At 63.8% G+C, this 16,721-nt stretch carries 16 protein-coding genes; 7 read left to right on the top strand and 9 right to left on the bottom strand.

The features are described 5' to 3' along the window. Positions 1-139: 139 nt before the first annotated feature. The 3 genes from H7692_RS04235 to H7692_RS04225 are packed head-to-tail and all read right to left on the bottom strand — an operon-like array spanning position 140 to position 3,569. Positions 140-1,126 (bottom strand): copper resistance protein B, encoded by a 987-nt coding sequence (locus tag H7692_RS04235; protein WP_227339824.1) that lies wholly within the window; start codon positions 1,124-1,126, stop codon positions 140-142. Further along, complete coding sequence (locus H7692_RS04230; RefSeq protein ID WP_227339823.1) at positions 1,123-2,835, bottom strand: copper resistance system multicopper oxidase; 1,713 nt, start codon at positions 2,833-2,835, stop codon at positions 1,123-1,125. Before H7692_RS04230 ends, H7692_RS04235 begins: the two co-directional genes overlap by 4 nt. Beyond that, positions 2,832-3,569 (bottom strand): glutaredoxin family protein, encoded by a 738-nt coding sequence (locus tag H7692_RS04225; protein WP_227339822.1) that lies wholly within the window; start codon positions 3,567-3,569, stop codon positions 2,832-2,834. The genes H7692_RS04230 and H7692_RS04225 overlap by 4 nt, the downstream gene beginning before the upstream one ends. Before the next feature lie 41 nt (positions 3,570-3,610). Here H7692_RS04225 and H7692_RS04220 point away from each other — a divergent pair, with 41 nt between their 5' ends. Next, positions 3,611-4,012 (top strand): MerR family transcriptional regulator, encoded by a 402-nt coding sequence (locus H7692_RS04220; protein ID WP_227339821.1) that lies wholly within the window; start codon positions 3,611-3,613, stop codon positions 4,010-4,012. Between the two features lie 196 nt (positions 4,013-4,208). On the opposite strand, the gene ychF is transcribed toward H7692_RS04220, so the two are convergent. Next, a complete protein-coding gene (gene ychF, locus H7692_RS04215; protein WP_227339820.1) occupies positions 4,209-5,306 on the bottom strand; it encodes a redox-regulated ATPase YchF in 1,098 nt (365 codons plus the stop codon). A gap of 133 nt (positions 5,307-5,439) precedes the next feature. Here ychF and H7692_RS04210 point away from each other — a divergent pair, with 133 nt between their 5' ends. Further along, on the top strand, positions 5,440-6,084 hold the full coding sequence (locus H7692_RS04210) for a CAP domain-containing protein (protein WP_222135846.1): 645 nt from the start codon (positions 5,440-5,442) through the stop codon (positions 6,082-6,084). A 13-nt stretch (positions 6,085-6,097) separates the two neighbouring features. Here the strand turns inward: H7692_RS04210 and H7692_RS04205 are convergent, their stop codons facing one another. Next, positions 6,098-7,084, bottom strand: coding sequence for an SDR family oxidoreductase (locus H7692_RS04205; RefSeq protein WP_227339819.1), 987 nt, complete (start codon positions 7,082-7,084; stop codon positions 6,098-6,100). Between the two features lie 243 nt (positions 7,085-7,327). Between H7692_RS04205 and H7692_RS04200 the strand changes: the two genes are divergently transcribed. Then, positions 7,328-8,260 carry a phosphatase PAP2 family protein gene (locus tag H7692_RS04200; RefSeq protein WP_201926100.1) on the top strand — a complete coding sequence of 311 codons (933 nt, stop codon included), beginning with the start codon at positions 7,328-7,330 and terminating at the stop codon, positions 8,258-8,260. Between the two features lie 253 nt (positions 8,261-8,513). Here the strand turns inward: H7692_RS04200 and pth are convergent, their stop codons facing one another. Next, on the bottom strand, positions 8,514-9,083 hold the full coding sequence (pth, locus tag H7692_RS04195) for an aminoacyl-tRNA hydrolase (RefSeq protein ID WP_222135848.1): 570 nt from the start codon (positions 9,081-9,083) through the stop codon (positions 8,514-8,516). Positions 9,084-9,152: 69 nt separating this feature from the next. Further along, positions 9,153-9,812 (bottom strand): 50S ribosomal protein L25/general stress protein Ctc, encoded by a 660-nt coding sequence (locus tag H7692_RS04190; protein ID WP_201926096.1) that lies wholly within the window; start codon positions 9,810-9,812, stop codon positions 9,153-9,155. 245 nt (positions 9,813-10,057) lie between these two features. Here H7692_RS04190 and H7692_RS04185 point away from each other — a divergent pair, with 245 nt between their 5' ends. The 4 genes from H7692_RS04185 to trxB all read left to right on the top strand — a co-directional run bounded on the left by H7692_RS04185 (position 10,058) and on the right by trxB (position 14,818). Next, positions 10,058-12,058, top strand: coding sequence for a GMC family oxidoreductase N-terminal domain-containing protein (locus H7692_RS04185; protein ID WP_222135849.1), 2,001 nt, complete (start codon positions 10,058-10,060; stop codon positions 12,056-12,058). 29 nt (positions 12,059-12,087) lie between these two features. Then, positions 12,088-12,825: a rhodanese-related sulfurtransferase gene (locus tag H7692_RS04180; RefSeq protein ID WP_227339818.1), complete on the top strand. Its 738-nt coding sequence runs from the start codon at positions 12,088-12,090 to the stop codon at positions 12,823-12,825. Between the two features lie 84 nt (positions 12,826-12,909). Beyond that, complete coding sequence (locus H7692_RS04175) at positions 12,910-13,767, top strand: DUF5694 domain-containing protein (protein ID WP_222135851.1); 858 nt, start codon at positions 12,910-12,912, stop codon at positions 13,765-13,767. A gap of 85 nt (positions 13,768-13,852) precedes the next feature. Beyond that, positions 13,853-14,818, top strand: coding sequence for a thioredoxin-disulfide reductase (gene trxB / locus H7692_RS04170; protein ID WP_201926089.1), 966 nt, complete (start codon positions 13,853-13,855; stop codon positions 14,816-14,818). Positions 14,819-14,835: 17 nt separating this feature from the next. On the opposite strand, the gene H7692_RS04165 is transcribed toward trxB, so the two are convergent. Both H7692_RS04165 and H7692_RS04160 read right to left on the bottom strand, forming a co-directional pair. Further along, the gene (locus H7692_RS04165) at positions 14,836-15,738 is read right to left on the bottom strand and encodes a TraB/GumN family protein (protein ID WP_227339817.1); all 903 of its coding nucleotides are present in this window, start codon (positions 15,736-15,738) and stop codon (positions 14,836-14,838) included. Further along, positions 15,735-16,688 carry a TraB/GumN family protein gene (locus H7692_RS04160; protein ID WP_227339816.1) on the bottom strand — a complete coding sequence of 318 codons (954 nt, stop codon included), beginning with the start codon at positions 16,686-16,688 and terminating at the stop codon, positions 15,735-15,737. Before H7692_RS04160 ends, H7692_RS04165 begins: the two co-directional genes overlap by 4 nt. Positions 16,689-16,721: the final 33 nt, after the last annotated feature.

The following is a 16,721-nucleotide window of genomic DNA, read 5'->3' as shown; positions in this document are numbered from 1 at the left end:
GCGTCCCTCCGGGATTTGACCGATTTTGTCCATTGCTTCGTCGGCAAGCCTCGAAATATCGACATATTCCGTCGTCTTGCTTCCTCGCACTGAACAAAATCGCTTCAAACCTCGAACGCGTAATTAATGGGTCTTGGCCCTAGAACCAGAAACGTACCCCGGCGACAAACGACGGGCGCGACGCATCCTCGCCCGCGCGGCGCGCCAGCCGCGCGGTGCGGCCGATCTTGCGTTCCCAAACGACGCCGACATAGGGCGCAAATTCGCGCGCGACCTCGTAGCGCAGGCGTAGCCCCAGTTCGATGCTCGACAGCCCCGCGCCGACACCGGTCTCGGTGACGTCCTGCATCGCGAAATCGGCCTCGGCCAAAGGTTGCGCGATCAGCCGCTGCGTGATGCGCTGGTCATAGCTGGCTTCGAACCGCGCGGTCACATCGCCCTTGTGCGACACGAACAGCGAGCCCTCGACCTCGAACCAATAGGGGGCCAGTCCCTCGATGCCCAATACGGCATGGGTGGGCGAAGCGCCGGGACCGAAATCCTGACGAATGCCTGCCTGCACGTCGAAATAGGGTCCGATGGCGTGGCTCCACAATGCCTGCGCCTCGCTGCCCTCGAAATCGCCATCGAAAGCGCCTTCTCCCTCGCTTTTCAGCACCAGCCGGTCGATGTCGCCCCCAATCCAAGCTTCGGCGTCCCAAGCGTAACCGTCGGAGCCTTGCCCGGCGCGCCATTCGGCTTCGTCGATCATCAGCTTGGAAAATGTGCCGCCGCCATGCTCGGCATAGAGGCGCTCGCGCGGTCCTCGCATTGCGTCGGCGCCGAATATGGCGTCGGCGGCGTCGACGCGCGGGGGAGCGGGCGCAGCCTCGTTTCCGGGGGGATTGTCATGGCTGCCATGTGGGTCCGCCACTTCGGCAGAAGGGGTGTCGGACTTGCAATGGCCCATCGCAGCGTGTTCTGCAGTGCAGCCGCTGCTCGGCGGCGGCGGCGGAACCGCAGGAGGATCGGGCATTGTGCAATGCCCCATCGCCGCATGGTCTGGCGTACAGGTGGGGGCAGGCGGGGGCGCATGATCGGCATGCGCCGGCTGCGCCGCGGCGAACAGGAGGGCGATCATGCTCATGCAGCATCCTCCGGCGCGCGGACGGTAACGACCTGCATCATTCCGGCGTGCATGTGATAGAGGAGGTGGCAGTGAAAGGCCCAGTCGCCCGGCGCGTCGGCGGTCAGGTCGAATGTCACCTTGCCGCCGGGCTGGACATTGACCGTATGTTTGCGCGGCGCATGGTCGCCCTTTCCGGTCACCAGTTCGAAAAAATGGCCGTGCAGGTGGATGGGATGGGTCATCATCGTGTCGTTGACCAGTGTCACGCGCACGCGCTCGCCCAGCCGGAAGGGGATCGGGTCTTTGACCGCGTTCATCTTCACCCCGTCGAACGCCCACATATAGCGTTCCATATTGCCGGTCAGGTGGATCTCCATCGATCGTGAAGGCGTCCGCGTATCGGGGTTGCGGTCGAGTGCGACGAGATCGCGATAGGTCAGCGCGTCCTCCACATCCTCGAGGCCTTGTCCGGCCTCGCCGGTGCGGTCGACCGGCATCGGCGAAATGCTCTGGACCGCGGGGGTGTCCTTGACGGTCGGGGCGAGGTCCATGTCGCGCATACTGTGTTTCATCGCGCCATGATCGCCACCATGGTCCATCGCGCCATGGTCCATTGTTGCATGATCCATGCCGCCCATCGCACCCATTCCCATGTCCTTCATCGTGGCGAGCGGGCGTTTGCGAAGCGGGGGTGCCGGCGCGGTCATGCCGGCGCGCGGCGCCAGCGTCGCGCGCGCCATTCCCGATCGATCGCTGGTCTCGCCAACCAGCGTATAGGCGCGATCCTCGGGCACGACGATGACGTCATAGGTCTCGGCGACGCCGATCTGGAACTCGCCGACCGTTACGGGGCGGACGTTCAGTCCGTCGGCCTGTACGACGATCATCTTGAGGCCGGGAATCCGGACGTTAAAGATCGACATGGCGGAGGCGTTGATGATGCGCAGCCGCACGCGCTCGCCCGGCCGGAACAGCCCGGTCCAATTGTCCTGCGGGCCGTGCCCGTTGACCAGATAGGTGTAGGCGGCGGCGGTGACGTCGCTGATGTCGGTCGGGTCCATCCGCATCGCCCCCCACCGCAGCCGCTCCCCGAGCGTCTGGTCCTCGCCCGCGATCAATCCGCCGAGCGTCTGTTTCTGACGGTTGAAATATCCACCCATCTGCTTGAGCTTCTTGAAGATGACATGCGGGTGCATCGGGCTGTGGTCGGACAGGACGATGACATGCTCGCGGTCATGTTCGACCGGGTCGGGGCCAGCGGGGTCGATCACGATCGGCCCATAGTGGCCGAGTTGCTCCTGCAGCCCCGAATGGCTGTGATACCAATAGGTGCCTGACTGCTGGACCGGAAATTCATAAGTGAAGGTCGTGCCCGGCGCGATGCCGGGAAAGCTGATTCCCGGTACGCCGTCCATATGAAAGGGCAGGATCAGCCCGTGCCAGTGGATCGAACTGTCCTCGTCCAGTGCATTTTCGACGTGCAGCCGCACTGTCGTGCCTTCCCGCAACCGCACGAGCGGGCCGGGGATCGTTCCGTTGATCCCGATTGCATGGCTCGTCCGCCCATCGATGGTCAGCATGCGGTGCGCAATCTTCAGCCGGATGTCGGTTCCGCTCACCGTCGGCAAGCCGGACGAGACCGGCCGGGCCCACAGCGGAAGCCATGGTGCCAGCGCGGCCGCGCCTCCAACGGCAAGCAAGGCGCGGCGGTCGATCATCCGTGTCATACCACCATCCTCAGCATCCAGAGCGCCATGCCGATCATCATCAGATTTTCGGTCAGCGATACAAAGCCGAGCGGAACCTTGCTGCTGCCGCCGACGCATGCGCATTTGATGTCGCGCTTGTCGATATAGACCGCCTTGAATACCGAGACCGCACCGATGCTCGCTATGAACAGCGCGACCGGAATCGACAGCCACGGTAGCGCGTGCGCGGTCATCAGTACGCCCGCCAGCCCTTCGGCAAAGGGATAGATGCGGCCATAAGGCACCCAGCGGCGCGCGAGCAGGTCGTAATTCAGGAACATCGTCGCAAACTTTTCGACGTCCTGCAGCTTGAGCAGCGCGAGTACGATCATGCTGAACGAAATGAACCATTCAGCGGCGCGGACCGTGAAGGCGTCGCCATAGGCCGCAAAACTGGTCGCAAGCGCCATCAACGCGGTCATCGCGAACAGCGCCATCACGGGCGTATAGGTAGTGGCGTCGGGGTCGGCGACTTTCAGACCAAAATGTCGGCGGAGGTCGTCGTGCCCGCCGATCCGTCGCCCGTCGATAAAGATTTGCGGCGTGGTCTTCACATCATGCTTTGCCTTGAAGGCGTCGGTCTCGGCCCGTGTCGTCAGCCAACGGTCGTCGACCGCATAGCCTTTGCGTTTGAGCAGGTGGAGTGCCTTGAGACCGTAGGGACAGATATGGTCGGACATGACCATGCGATAGAGGGTTGCTTGCTGTGTCATGCCGCCCATATAGCGTCCGTACTATAGTACGGAGTCAAGCAGTGCAATTGACGATCGGCAAATTTGCGAAAGCGGGCGGGGTCGGGGTAGAAACTATCCGCTATTATCAACGTCGTGGGTTACTCGGCACGCCCGCGCGGAGCGGTGGCGACGGGTGGAGCGGGGGCGTCCGCCGCTATGACGAAAATGACGTCCGCCGCCTGAAATTCATTCGCTCGGCGCAGGCATCGGGTTTTACGCTCGACGAAATCGGCGAGCTACTCGCGCTCGAACAGAGCGACGACCGACCGCGCGTGCGTGCGTTGGCGCGGCAGCGCATTGATGTGCTCGACGAAAAGATCGCCCAAATGACCGAGACCCGCGCTGCCCTGGCGCGTCTTGCCGATCAATGCGCCGCGAGCGACAAGGGGCCATGCCCTATATTGGCGGCGTTCGAGGGGTAAGACTCAGGCTAATCTTTGACAAAGGCGGATTTCGGGCGATCGATGTCATCGTCTCCCACCACATATCGTCATACCAGCGAAGGCGCGAACCCAGGGCGAGCATAGGCTGCCCCCACTCTGGGTTCCCGCTTTCGCGGGAATGACGAAAGTTGGTGATGCCCGCTTCTCGCCCATGCGGACGTGGTAGTAGCGACGTCTAGCTATGCAGGAAGTGCATCACGTCGCCGTCCTGCACGACATAGGCCTTGCCCTCGGCGCGCAGCTTTCCGGCCTCGCGCGCCTTGGCTTCGCCGCCGAGCGCGACATAGTCGGCATAGGCGATGGTCTCGGCGCGGATGAAGCCCTTCTGGAAGTCGCTATGGATCTCACCCGCTGCTTCTGGAGCGGTCGCGCCCTTGTGGACGGTCCACGCGCGCGCTTCCTTCGGCCCGACGGTGAAGAAGGTCAAAAGGTGGAGCAGCTCATAGCCTGCGCGGATCACGCGCGCGAGGCCGGTTTCGTGGAGACCCATTTCTTCGAGGAACAGCATGCGCTCGTCGGCGTCCATGCCGACCAACTCGGCCTCGATCGCCGCCGACACGATGACCGCCTGCGCGCCCTCCGCCTCGGCGCGTGCGAAGACCGCGGCGCTGTGGGCGTTGCCATCGGCTGCCTTCGCCTCGTCGACGTTGCAGACATACAGCACGGGCTTGGTGGTCAGCAGCTGCGCTTGCTTGAGGATGCGTTCCTCCTCGACATCCTTGGGTTCGGTCAGCCGCGCAGGCTTTCCGGCGCGCAGCAGATCGAGCGCCTGGCCGAGCACCGACGCGGCCGCCTTGGCTTCCTTGTCGCCGCCGGTCGCCTTTTTCTGGAAGGCGGGAACGCGCTTTTCCAGACTTTCGAGGTCGGCGAGCAGCAGCTCGGTCTCGACCGTGTCGGCATCGGCGACGGGATCGACCTTGTTTTCGACATGCTGGATGTCGTCATCCTCGAAACAGCGCAGCACATGAACGATCGCGTCGACTTCGCGGATGTTGCCGAGGAACTGGTTGCCGAGTCCTTCGCCCTTCGACGCCCCGCGCACGAGGCCGGCGATGTCGACGAAGGCAAGTTGCGTCGGGATGATCTTCTGGCTCGACGCAATGGCTGCGAGCTTGTCGAGCCGCTCGTCGGGGACGGCGACATTGCCGATGTTCGGCTCGATCGTGCAAAAGGGATAATTCGCCGCCTGCGCCGCCTGCGTCTCGGTCAGCGCATTGAACAGCGTGGACTTGCCGACATTGGGCAGCCCGACGATCCCGCATTTGAAACCCATAAACACTCCATGAGGTCCGGCGTCGCGCCGGTCGTTGCCCGCGCCCCTAGCGCCTCGTGGCCGCGCGCGCCAGCCTTTGTGGGCGAATGCGGCAGTTGCCAAATGTTCAGCCTCGGGCTTCTATTGCGCAGCCATGCGTTCCTATCTCTTCCCGACCGTCGCAATCGCGGCGCTCGCACTGGCAACGACCGTCGCCGCGGCGCCAAACAGGTTCGAGGCAGTCGTGCTCGGCGAACTCAATCGCTTTCGCGCCGATCCGGCGGGCTACGCTGACGTGTTGCGCAGCTATCGCCCGCGTTTCGAGGGGCGGTTGCTGCGCGGCAACGGCAATGGCGAAATCGACATTTTGACCAATGAGGGCGTATCCGCCGTCGACGAAGCGATCCGCGACCTTCGCGGCGAGCGACCGCTGCCGCGCCTCGATCCGAGCGATATGCTGGCGCGTGCGGCTGCCGACCATGTCGCCGACCAGTCGCGCTCGGGCGCGGTCGGCCATTACTCGCGCGGCCGCGGTCCCGGCGAGCGGATGAAGGCGCGCGGCGGCGGCCCCTATGTCAACGAAGTGATCACTTATGGTCATCACGAACCCGCCGGTGTCGTCCATCAGTTGCTCATCGACGATGGCGTTCCGGGGCGCGGTCATCGGCACAGCCTGCTCCGCGCGACGCACCGCTATGCCGGCGTCGCGTGCGGCCGCCACCCGGTCCATCGCACGATGTGCGTGATCATGATGTCGCAAACGCCCGACGGATCGCCGCCCCCACCGCCCAAGCGGTGACGCGCGCGGGCGATCAGTCGTGGACCGCCTTGACGAGCGGACCGAGGGCGCTGCCGCCGAGCCAGGCAAGCTGCGTTTCTGCCGACACGCGATTGATTGCTTCCTGCGGCTTGTTGCCCGGGTGCACCGCGCGGCGTAGCGGGCGCTTGCCCACCGGCATCGCCATGATCTCGACAATTGCGCGCGGGACGTCCATCGGGTCGGCGCTGCGTCCGCTGCCGTCTTCCGTTCCCATGCCGCGCGTAAAGGGTTCGTAGGCCGCGAGCAGCGCAGGCTCGCTCCGTTCTTTCAGCGCGCCGGTATAGGCGTTGCGATTGACCCAGACCTTGGTCGGATAGCCGCCGGGCTGGATGATCGTCACATCGATGCCGTGCGGCACGAGCTCGTAGGCAAGCTGCTCGGACAGCGCCTCGACCGCAAATTTGGTGGCCGAATAATGGCCGCCGCCGGGGATGATGACGCGCCCGAGTTGCGACGAGATATTGAAAATCTGGCCGACCTTTGCCGCGCGCATCTGCGGTAGCAGCGCGCGCAACATCCGCTGGATACCGAAAACATTGGTGTCGAAGATCAGCTTGGTCGCTTCCATATCCTGCACCTCGACCGGCCCGGTGATGCCGATGCCTGCATTGTTGACCAGCGTGTCGATGCGCCCGTCCGCAATCTCGAGCGCCTTTGCGGCGCCGCCCGCGACCGAGGCGTCGCTGGTCACGTCGATTTCGACGATATGAAGGTCGAGTCCGTCCCTCGCCGCTTCGCCGGCAAGGCTTTCCGCCTCGGGCCGCGGCACCCCCCGCATCGTCGCGATCACCTTCGCGCCGAGCCGTGCATAATGCAGCGCGCCGAGCCGCCCGAAGCCGCTCGAACAGCCGGTGATAAGGACAGTTCGGCCTTTGAGTGAAGGCGCCTCCTGGGCGCGGAGTATGGCCGGTGCCGCGGCCGTCAGCGCAGCCGCGCCGATCATCAACTCGCGGCGGGAAGGGGAAGGGCGGTCGGTCATGAGCGATTCCTTTCGCCCGCGACCATGCCTCAATTTTGCAGCGCATCCAAATGGGAGGGGGAGTCGCAATCAGGGCTTCGGTTCGCCATCATATCATTCAAGGTTTGATCCGAAATCTAGCTTCCCGGCGCAGCGCAACGGACGCCGAGAAGATCCAATCCAAGCCACGACTTGCCGCGCCAGAAAATTCAGGCACAATGAGTAATGCCTTGGCGTCTGTCCTGCATTCTGTTTAGTTTGCTTGTGACCCTGTTCGCAGCGCATGTTGGCGCGCCCCGTTTCGACCTTATCGTCCTTGCAGTTACACTTTCAGGGTTGGTCGCCCTGCTTCACGGCGCGAGATTCCTCGCCGCATTTGTGTTCCGTCGAGCAGAAGCAAACAGCTGGCCAGTAGTAATGGCGCTATGGGACGGTGCGCTCGTATCAGCGGCCCTCGCATTCTCAGCGAGCTTCGGCGTGCTGAAATCACAGATACCGACCGTTAATCCGTTCTGGGCCGATGACTTGTTTACCCAAATGGACACAGTGCTGTTCTTCGGCAAACCTTGGGAACTGTCACACAAAATCATTCCGTCGTTCGTCACACCGGCCATAGACTTCGTTTATTTCCTATGGTTGCCGATGCTGCTAGCGACGATTCTCATTGTCGGAATGTTCGCCCCCGAAGAAACGAAGCGGCGATTTTTCGTCAGCTACCTTGCGGCATGGTCATTGCTTGGTCTTGTCATCGCAACCGCATTTTCGTCTGTTGGCCCGATATTCGGCGATCTGGTCGGCGGGCAATCGTTCCTCCCTGCGAACGCCCCTTTTGCACACGCTGCGTCGGCCTATCTCCGCGAGGGCTATGTCAACAGGGCCGCCAATGTTGGACAGGGCATTTCAGCCATGCCGTCGATGCACGTCGCAATGGCGTGGCTTTATGTCCTCTGCTTTCCGAAATTGCGGATTCTAACCGTTCCCTTTTTCGCGTTTATCGCGGTCGGGTCGGTCCATCTTGGCTGGCACTATGCGATCGATGGCATCGTCGCCGTTATCGGGGTAGCGGCGATTTGGTCTTCATCTCGCCGTCGGTCTAGCGAGGCTGAGCGTGACAATCACCGCGTTGCGATGGATGGTCATGGAGTGCGTGCCGTTCATGCTTTTCGAATTACGCTGAACCGCCTGCGTTCGCGATGACGTCGCATAAGTCGCGATAAGCGCGCTCGCGAACGGCATTTCGCGCGTCTCGATCGTCGTTGTAGTTGGCTCTCTAAATTGTTCGGTCCGTCGTCATACTGGACGTAGGGATTGCTGGCAGCGGGATTTCCGCCTCAACGTGTCGCTGCGATTGTTAAGGTGATCGGAAGCAGTCGGCGCGACGGTCTGCGACAGCGCAGTTGTGCAACTGATATTTGCTCCAATCAAATCCGGCGTGACGAAATAAAAATGCTCAACCGTTGAGCCGCAGCGCCAGGTCGTTCTGGAAGCGCACCTCGTCGCCATCCGCCAGCCACGGCGCTTCAGCCGCGATGGCGCCGAGCAGGTCGGTCAGCGGTTCGATCTCGCTCTTGTGATAATTGCCGAGGACATGGCCGGTCACGCGGTCCTTGTGCCCCGGATGTCCGATGCCGATGCGCACGCGGCGGAAATCGTCGCCGATATGCGCGATCATGCTGCGGATGCCGTTATGGCCCGCCGCACCGCCGCCCTGCTTGACCTTCACCTTCATCGGCGCAAGGTCGAGTTCATCGTAAAAGGCCGTGACGTCCTGCGGCGTCAGTTTGAAAAAGTCCATCGCGGCGCGCACGCTGCGCCCGCTTTCGTTCATGAAGGTACCGGGCTTGAGCAGCAAGATACGCTGCGAACCGATGCGCCCTTCCTGAAGCCAGCCCTGGAATTTCTTCGCGGGCGCGGGATATCCGTGCATGTCGGCGATGACGTCGAGCGCCATGAAGCCGACATTGTGGCGGTGCATGGAATATTGCGGCCCGGGATTGCCGAGGCCGACCCAGAGCTGCATGGCGGCGTCCTTCCCGGCTCTGTCGGGGATCGCCCCTTCCCACGCAGGGGAAGGGGCGAGTCCGGTGGATCAGGCTTCTTCGCCGCCCTCGGCTGCGTCTTCGCCGCCTTCGGCTTCGGCCTCGCCTTCGTCCTTCGACGTATCGCCATCGCTCGATTTGAGCGCCGACGGGGCGACGATGGTGGCGATGGTGAAGTCGCGGTCGGTGATCGCGCTTTCGACGCCCTTCGGCAGCGTCACGTTGCTGATGTGGATCGAATCGCCCACGTCAAAACCGGTGACGTCGATCGCGATTTCGTCGGGCATCTTGTCCGCATCGCAAACGAGCTCGAGCTCGTGGCGAACGATGTTGAGCACGCCGCCGCGCTTCAGGCCGGGCGACTTTTCTTCGTTCTGGAACACGACCGGAATCGCGACCTGCACCTTGGCATCCTTGGCGATGCGCAGGAAGTCGGCGTGGACCGGGCGATCCTTGACCGGGTGGAAAGCGACGTCCTTGGGCAGCGTGCGGATCTGCTTGCCGCCAACATCGATCATCACGACCGAGTTCATGAAGTGACCCGTCATCAGCTGCTTCATCAGCAGCTTTTCTTCGACATGGATCATCAAGGGTTCTTCTTTGCCGCCATAGACGACGGCGGGGACGCGGCCATTGCGACGCAGGTCACGCGAGGCTCCCTTGCCTCCGCGTTCGCGCGTCTCGGCCGTCAGCGTCAGCTGATCGCTCATATCATTTCTCCGAGAAACAGTTACACAGTTCCGCCACGCCTCCAGGGATGACCATGACGGAAGCGCGGGCGCATAGCGGGGAACGGACCCAAAAGCAAGCGCGTCTCTGGTGCCAGGCTTTCGTCGGCGGAAGGGATTCGGAACCTTCGCTTCGCATCCCGTTCCCGCCGTTTCGGTACAATATGCCTTGCCTCGCCCCATGATAAGGCGCCATCGTGGATGCAGGGTGAGCAGGGGACGGGGCGATGGCGGCACCATTCGGGCATGGGCAGCTCAAATTCCTGAAGGCATTGACCGAAGCGCTGTTTCACGGCGCCGAAATGGCGATCAGCGCCGATCAGGTCGTGGCAAATGTCGCCGAACTGTTCGGTAAGGTCGGCGGGACCAAGCTCGAGGAGATGCGCGTCTCGCTTGCCGCGACCGAATTCGTCCTCGGGCCGATGTTCAGCGAGGTCGGCGTCGCAACGCGCGTCGCGCGGATCGAGGACCGGCTGCGCGACAGCCAGATCGACTTGTTCCAGGACATGGGGCGGCTGCGCGGCATCATATATGCCTGTTACTACGGCCATTGGCTGCCGGGCGGCGAGGATCAGAATGTCGGCAACCCGGTGCATCGCCAGATCGGCTTTGCCCTCCCGAAATTTCGGGCGCGCGGTCCCGGCGAGATGCCCATCACCCGCGTCGAGGGGCGCGAGATCGATCCCGCGCATATATTGGATGCCGACAGCCTCGACGACCGCTATGACGTGATTGTTGTCGGGTCGGGTGCGGGGGGCGCGGTCGCGGCCTGTAATATTGCGGCGCAGGGTTATAAGGTGCTGATCGTCGAGGCGGGGCCCTTTTACCCGTCGCCCGCGATCACGCATCACGAGCTCGACATGATCGCGCGGCTTTACAAGCATGGCGCGGTGCAGACGACGACGAACCGCGATTTCGTGGTGTTCCAGGGGCGCTGCGTCGGCGGATCGTCGACGATCAACAACGGCATCTGCCTGCGCGTCAACGAGGAGGGGCGCACGCACCCCGACGCGCTCGACGTGCTGGCAAAATGGGCGAGCATCGGCGCGCCGGTCGACCGCGCTGCGTTCGACGCGAGTTATGACGCGGTGCAGGCGAAGCTCGGCATCGCGCGGATCGAGCCGCGGAGCGGGCGGCACAACGGCCCGCACCTGATGAACGGGTGGCATGCCTATGCCGCGACCTCGGCCGACCCCAAGGATGCGCGCGCGGTCGCCGACTGGTTCGACAAGAATTTCGGGCCGTCGGGGACGCCGAACGCCTGCGCCTATTGCGGCTATTGCAATTCGGGCTGCGCCTATGGGCGCCGCATGGGCGTCGCGCAGACCTATTTGCCCGAGGCGTGCCGCGACCATGGCGCGCGCATCCTGCCCGGCACCAAGGCCGACCGCATCCTGTGGCAGACCGCCTATGACGGCCGGCGCGAGGCCGAGGCGGTCCGGCTGGTGCTGCCCGACGGGTCGCGGCGGATCGTCGGCGCGCGCGTCGGCGTAGTTGTCGCGGCGGGCACCATCGCCTCGTCGAAGCTGCTCGACCGCAGCGACATCGACGGCACGGGCTATCAGGTGTCGCTCAACGTCGCCTCGCCCGTCGTCGCGCTGATGCCCGAGGGCGTCGGCGGCAATGCGTGGGACGAGGACCAGATGTCGAGCTATGTCGACTGCGGCGACTTCCTTCTCGAAAGCCATTTCCAGCCGCCGATGTCGATGGCGTCGCTGATGCCCGGCTGGTTCGCCGATCATGCCGCGCGGATGAAAAATTACGGACGCGTCCATTCGGCGGGCGTGCTTGTCCCCGCCGACCGGCGCGGGCAGATCGACGACGGCAAGCTGAAGTTCCGGCTCGACACGCAGGACGACCTGCCGCTGCTCCGCCGCGCGATGGCGACGCTGACCAAGGTGCATTTCGCCGCGGGAGCGATCGAATGTTATCCTGCGCTGGCGAAGGGGCAAAAGGTGACGCCCGACATGGACATCGACGGCTTTTTCGCCGCTGCGATCCGCGAGCAGGACGACGTGACGCTGTCGAGCAGCCACCCGCACGGCGGCAATGCGATGCACGAAAACCCGCAGCACGGCGTCGTCGACCCCGCCTGCCGCGTCCATGGCACGACCAATGTGCTCGTCACCGACGCGAGCGTTTTCCCGAGCTGCATCCGCGTCAACGCGCAATGGACGACGATGGCGATGGCGCATTATGCAACCGGGCGGGGTGATCCCTTCCGTTAGGGGGCCGACACGCCTACATGGCGCGCACCATGAGCTTCACCGTTGCCGCCCTCTATCGCTTTGCGCCGTTCGACGACCCTGCCGCGCTGCGCGCGCCGCTACTCGCGCTTTGCGAGGAGCGGGGGATCAAAGGCACGCTGCTCCTCGCGCGCGAAGGGGTGAACGGGACGATCGCGGGGACGGGTGAAGGGGTCGCGGCGGTGGTCGACCATATCCGCGCGCTCCCCGGATGCGCCGACCTCGACGTCAAATATTCGGCCGCGGCCGCGATGCCCTTTGGCCGGATGAAGGTGCGGCTGAAGAAGGAAATCGTGACGATGAAGGTGCCGGGCGTCGACCCCGCGCGCGAGGTCGGCGCCTATGTCGCGCCCGCCGAGTGGAACGCGGTGGTCGACGACCCCGACACCGTCGTCATCGACACGCGCAACGATTTCGAGGTCGGATATGGCAGCTTCGACGGCGCGGTGAACCCGCACACGAAAAGCTTTGGCGACTTCCCCGGCTGGTGGCGCGCCAATGCCGACCAATTTGCGGGCAAGCGTATCGCGATGTTCTGCACCGGCGGCATCCGCTGCGAAAAGTCGACCGCCTTCCTGAAAAGCGAAGGCGTCGACGATGTCGTCCACCTGAAGGGCGGTATCCTCGCCTATCTCGAACAGGTGCCGGAAACCGAGAGCCGCTGGCACGGCAGCTGCTTCGTCTTCGACGAGCGCGTCAGCGTCGGCCATGGGCTGGTCGAGGTCGGGGAGAAGGGCGAGGATCGATAGCCCTGCGATATCCACATTATAGTTCTGTCGCGTTCGCCGAAGCTGTATTAGGGTGGCTACAGATTGCAGCATCAGGAATTGACCATGCGCTTTCGCGCAATCTTCACTTCAATGCTGGCTGGCCTTCTGTCCGTCGCGACGGGCGCGTCTGCGCATGCCGCAGAGGACCAATCTATCGAGGTCATGGTGCTTGGGACCTACCATTTCGCCAACCCCGGGCTCGACGTCATCAATGTAGAAGCAGCGGACGTGCTTGCGCCGGCACGGCAGCGTCAGCTCGAGGCACTGGCTGACGCGCTCGCGGAGTGGAAGCCCGACCGCATCATGCTGGAAGCGCAGGCCGACGGCCCCGATTTCCATTGGGCCCGCTATACGTCGTTCGATCTCGCGCAACTGAAACGCGAGCGCAACGAACATTACCAGATCGGGTTCCGCCTCGCGCACCGGTTGGGGCATCGCGTCGTTTACGGCATCGACGAGCAGCCTGCCGAGGGCGAACCCGATTATTTCCCGTTCGGTCGCGTCGCCGCCTATGCCGAAGCGAATGCCGAAAGCGCGAAACTTGCCGAGATTGTTGCACACACGCAGCGGCTGGCGGGCGGGATTGCAACCGACAATATCCTTGATGCGCTCGCGGCGCATAACGATCCGGCGGTCTATGCGATCGGTAACTTCTATTATGAGGTGCTGCCGCTTGGCGACGGTACGATGCAGCCGGGCGCCGAGCTCAACGCCTATTGGTACATGCGCAACGCGAAAATCTTTGCAAAGTTGATGGCTGTGGCGAAACCCGGCGAGCGCATCCTCGTCATCTTCGGCGCGGGGCATAATTACTGGCTGACGCATTTTGCGGGCGCCACCAAGGGTTATCGTGCCGTCGACCCGTTGCCGCTGATAGCCGACGCGAAGTCCCGCATCGAACCTGTTCCCGATCTGGATTGACCATCGCCCTTGGCGCGCAGCCTGTCCCTTGCTAGCGCGCTTGGCAACACCCATTTAGGCGCACCCACGCTTGCGAAGGACGATCATGCCCACGACCCACCACACCAAGATGCTGATCCTCGGTTCCGGCCCCGCGGGGCTTTCGGCCGCCATTTACGGCGCGCGTGCGGGGATGCAGCCGATCGTCGTGCAGGGGCTTCAGCCCGGCGGGCAGCTGACGATCACGACCGACGTCGAAAACTATCCGGGCTTTGCCGACGTGATCCAGGGGCCGTGGCTGATGGAACAGATGACCGCGCAGGCGGTGCATGTCGGGACGAGCATGATCTGGGACACGATCGTTGACGTCGATCTGACGCAGCGGCCGTTCAAACTGACCGGCGACGGCGGCGATGTCTATATGGCGGAAACGCTGGTGATCGCGACGGGCGCGCAGGCGAAGTGGCTGGGCGTGGAAGGCGAGCAGGAACTGGGCGGCAAGGGCGTGTCGGCGTGCGCGACGTGCGACGGATTCTTTTATCGCGGCAAGAAGGTCGTGGTGATCGGCGGCGGCAACACCGCGGTCGAAGAGGCGCTGTACCTCACGAACCACAGCGACGACGTGACGCTGATCCATCGTCGCGATTCGCTGCGCGCCGAAAAGATCCTCCAGGACCGGCTGTTTGCCAACCCCAAGATCAAGATGCTGTGGAACAAGCGCGTCGAACGCTTCGTCGCGGGCGAGGGCGTTTCGGGACTCGTCGGCGTCGACCTGGTCGACACGGTGACGGGCGAGGCAAGCCACGAGCCGACCGACGGCGGTTTTGTCGCTATCGGCCACAGCCCGGCGACCGAATTGTTCAAGGGCAAGCTGCCGCTCGATGACGACGGCTATCTGCAGGTGACGCCGGGCACGTCGTTGACGGCAGTGCCCGGCGTGTTCGCGGCTGGTGACGTGTCGGACAAGGTCTATCGCCAGGCCGTGACCGCCGCCGGCATGGGCTGCATGGCCGCGCTCGACGCCGAACGCTTCCTCGCCGAAGCGGAGTTCCACGCGCTGGTGGACGCATAGGGCGCGGTCTCACCGCCCTATTGCACCCGGCGCACGTCGAACCCGGCGGCTTCCATCAATGCTGGCAGGCCGTCGGTGCCGACCATATGTCCGGCGCCCACCGCGACCAACACGGTGCCCGGCCGGTCGAGACGCCGTTTGATCCTAGCGCTCCACGCTTGATTCCGGTCGGTGATGATCGCTTTGCGCGCGTCCGGCACCGCGTCGATGTCGTCGTTTACGATCGCCTCCAGCGCGGCAACGTCGGCGCGCGACCAGGCGGCGGTCAGCTTGCGAACGTCGTTCACGGCATCCTTCGCGTCCGATGCCGCGTTGACCAGCAGTGTCCGCTGCGTCGCCGGGTCGAGCGTTTCGAAAAGATAAAGTTGTGCGCGCGCCGTTTCGAAACCGGAAATCGGTTTGCCCGCAGCCTCGAACATCGCGGTGAGTCCGGTTTCGACTCCGTCTGACGACGACAACGCCGCATTGCGCGCGGCGCGCTGGCCCATCAACACCAGTACGGCCCAATCGTCGAGCGCATCGCCGCCGAACGGATCGCCGCTCGCTTCGAGTGCGCGATAGCCGGCGAGCGCGGCCGGAGGAAGGCGCTCGTGCATCGCGAGAGGTGCCTTGCGCGGGGCGAGGGCGCGAAAGACCGATCCGGCCTGCGCGGCCTCTCCCGGTGACAGTTCGAGGACCAGCTCGTCGGCGTTGGCGATTGCCGTGTCGACCTTTCCTCCCCTCCAATCGGTCCCCCGCGGAAGGGCGTGCATCGTGCCAAGCAAATAGATTTGCGTGTCTTCGTCGGCGACGAGCCACAATGCGGGTGTCGCGGTCGGCCCCGGCTCTCGTGTTCCGCACGCGGCCAGCAGCAAGGGCAGCAGGATCGCTGTAACGCGGCGGCGGCCGTGCAGTGACCGGGGGCGACCGCTACCGATCAATAGTCGACCCGTTCGGCGACCAGCCCGCGGTCGGCGAGTTTCTTCTGGACGCTGCGGTCTCCGGCGAGATGCCCGGCGCCGACCGCGACGAAAACCGTGCCGGGTTCGTCCATGCGGGCCTTGATCCGATCGGCCCAGCGCGCATTGCGGGCATAAAGCAGCGCATCGGCGACTTCCGGCGTTTCCGCCAGGCTTTCGTTCATCAGTTCGGCAAGCGCTTCGGGTTTGCCCGCGGCCCATTCCACGACCAACGCGTCGAGCATTGAACCCATTTTGTCGATATCACGCACAACCGAGTTGAGATAGGAAAGCTGGGCATCGGCCGGCAGCGCGTCGAGAAAACCGAGCTGTTCCTTCAGATCCTCGAACCCCGCAATCGGCTTGCCCGCGCTTTTGGCGAAGCGCGTAAGCTGTTTTTCGGCTCCCTGTTCGGGGTCGTATCCCAGCTTGGCGAGCGGGGCGACCGACAGGGTGACCGCGGCGAACCAGGGTTCAAAGATATCGAACTGCGCAACCGGCAGTCCGACTTTGTCCATTGCCGCATGATAGGCCGCGCGCTGTTCGTTATCGAGCCGCGACGACAGCGCGGTGCCGCTCTGGTCGACGGCGAGCGGAATCATCGTTTGCTGGATGGCGGTCTGGTCCTCGGGCAGCACCATTTCGAGCATCAACGTGTCGGATTTGTCGAACGCCTCCTTCACCGCTTCGTCGAACCAGCTGAACCCCGGTTTCAGCACATGGACGGTCCCGAACAGGTAAATGGTCGTGTCCTCGTCCCTGACAACCCACAGGGCGGGGTCAGCGTCGACCGTCGCGGCCGCTTCGGCAGCATGCGCAATCTGCGAGCCAAAGTGGAGCAGGGTGCATTGCCCGAGCGGGATCAGCGCGCAGGTGAGGACGAGTTTCTTGAACCATTTGGTCATTGCAAAGCCTTTCGTCGATTTGCCCAAGGCTTAGGGCGGGCGGCGCGAAAAGGGGAGGGC

Source organism: Sphingopyxis sp. P8, assembly GCF_020622175.1.
GTDB classification, from domain to species: domain Bacteria; phylum Pseudomonadota; class Alphaproteobacteria; order Sphingomonadales; family Sphingomonadaceae; genus Sphingopyxis; species Sphingopyxis jiangsuensis.
Note: the sequence above shows the minus strand (reverse complement) of the source record. Positions and strands in the feature narration are given on the sequence as shown.

Excerpts from the sequence above, each read along its gene's own strand:
- H7692_RS04235 (WP_227339824.1), bottom strand. The coding sequence starts at position 1,126 with ATGAGCATGATCGCCCTCCTGTTCGCCGCGGCGCAGCCGGCGCATGCC.
- H7692_RS04230 (WP_227339823.1), bottom strand. The coding sequence starts at position 2,835 with ATGACACGGATGATCGACCGCCGCGCCTTGCTTGCCGTTGGAGGCGCG.
- H7692_RS04225 (WP_227339822.1), bottom strand. The coding sequence starts at position 3,569 with ATGACACAGCAAGCAACCCTCTATCGCATGGTCATGTCCGACCATATC.
- ychF (WP_227339820.1), bottom strand. The coding sequence starts at position 5,306 with ATGGGTTTCAAATGCGGGATCGTCGGGCTGCCCAATGTCGGCAAGTCC.
- H7692_RS04210 (WP_222135846.1), top strand. The coding sequence starts at position 5,440 with ATGCGTTCCTATCTCTTCCCGACCGTCGCAATCGCGGCGCTCGCACTG.
- H7692_RS04205 (WP_227339819.1), bottom strand. The coding sequence starts at position 7,084 with ATGACCGACCGCCCTTCCCCTTCCCGCCGCGAGTTGATGATCGGCGCG.
- pth (WP_222135848.1), bottom strand. The coding sequence starts at position 9,083 with ATGCAGCTCTGGGTCGGCCTCGGCAATCCCGGGCCGCAATATTCCATG.
- H7692_RS04190 (WP_201926096.1), bottom strand. The coding sequence starts at position 9,812 with ATGAGCGATCAGCTGACGCTGACGGCCGAGACGCGCGAACGCGGAGGC.
- H7692_RS04185 (WP_222135849.1), top strand. The coding sequence starts at position 10,058 with ATGGCGGCACCATTCGGGCATGGGCAGCTCAAATTCCTGAAGGCATTG.
- H7692_RS04180 (WP_227339818.1), top strand. The coding sequence starts at position 12,088 with ATGAGCTTCACCGTTGCCGCCCTCTATCGCTTTGCGCCGTTCGACGAC.
- H7692_RS04175 (WP_222135851.1), top strand. The coding sequence starts at position 12,910 with ATGCGCTTTCGCGCAATCTTCACTTCAATGCTGGCTGGCCTTCTGTCC.
- trxB (WP_201926089.1), top strand. The coding sequence starts at position 13,853 with ATGCCCACGACCCACCACACCAAGATGCTGATCCTCGGTTCCGGCCCC.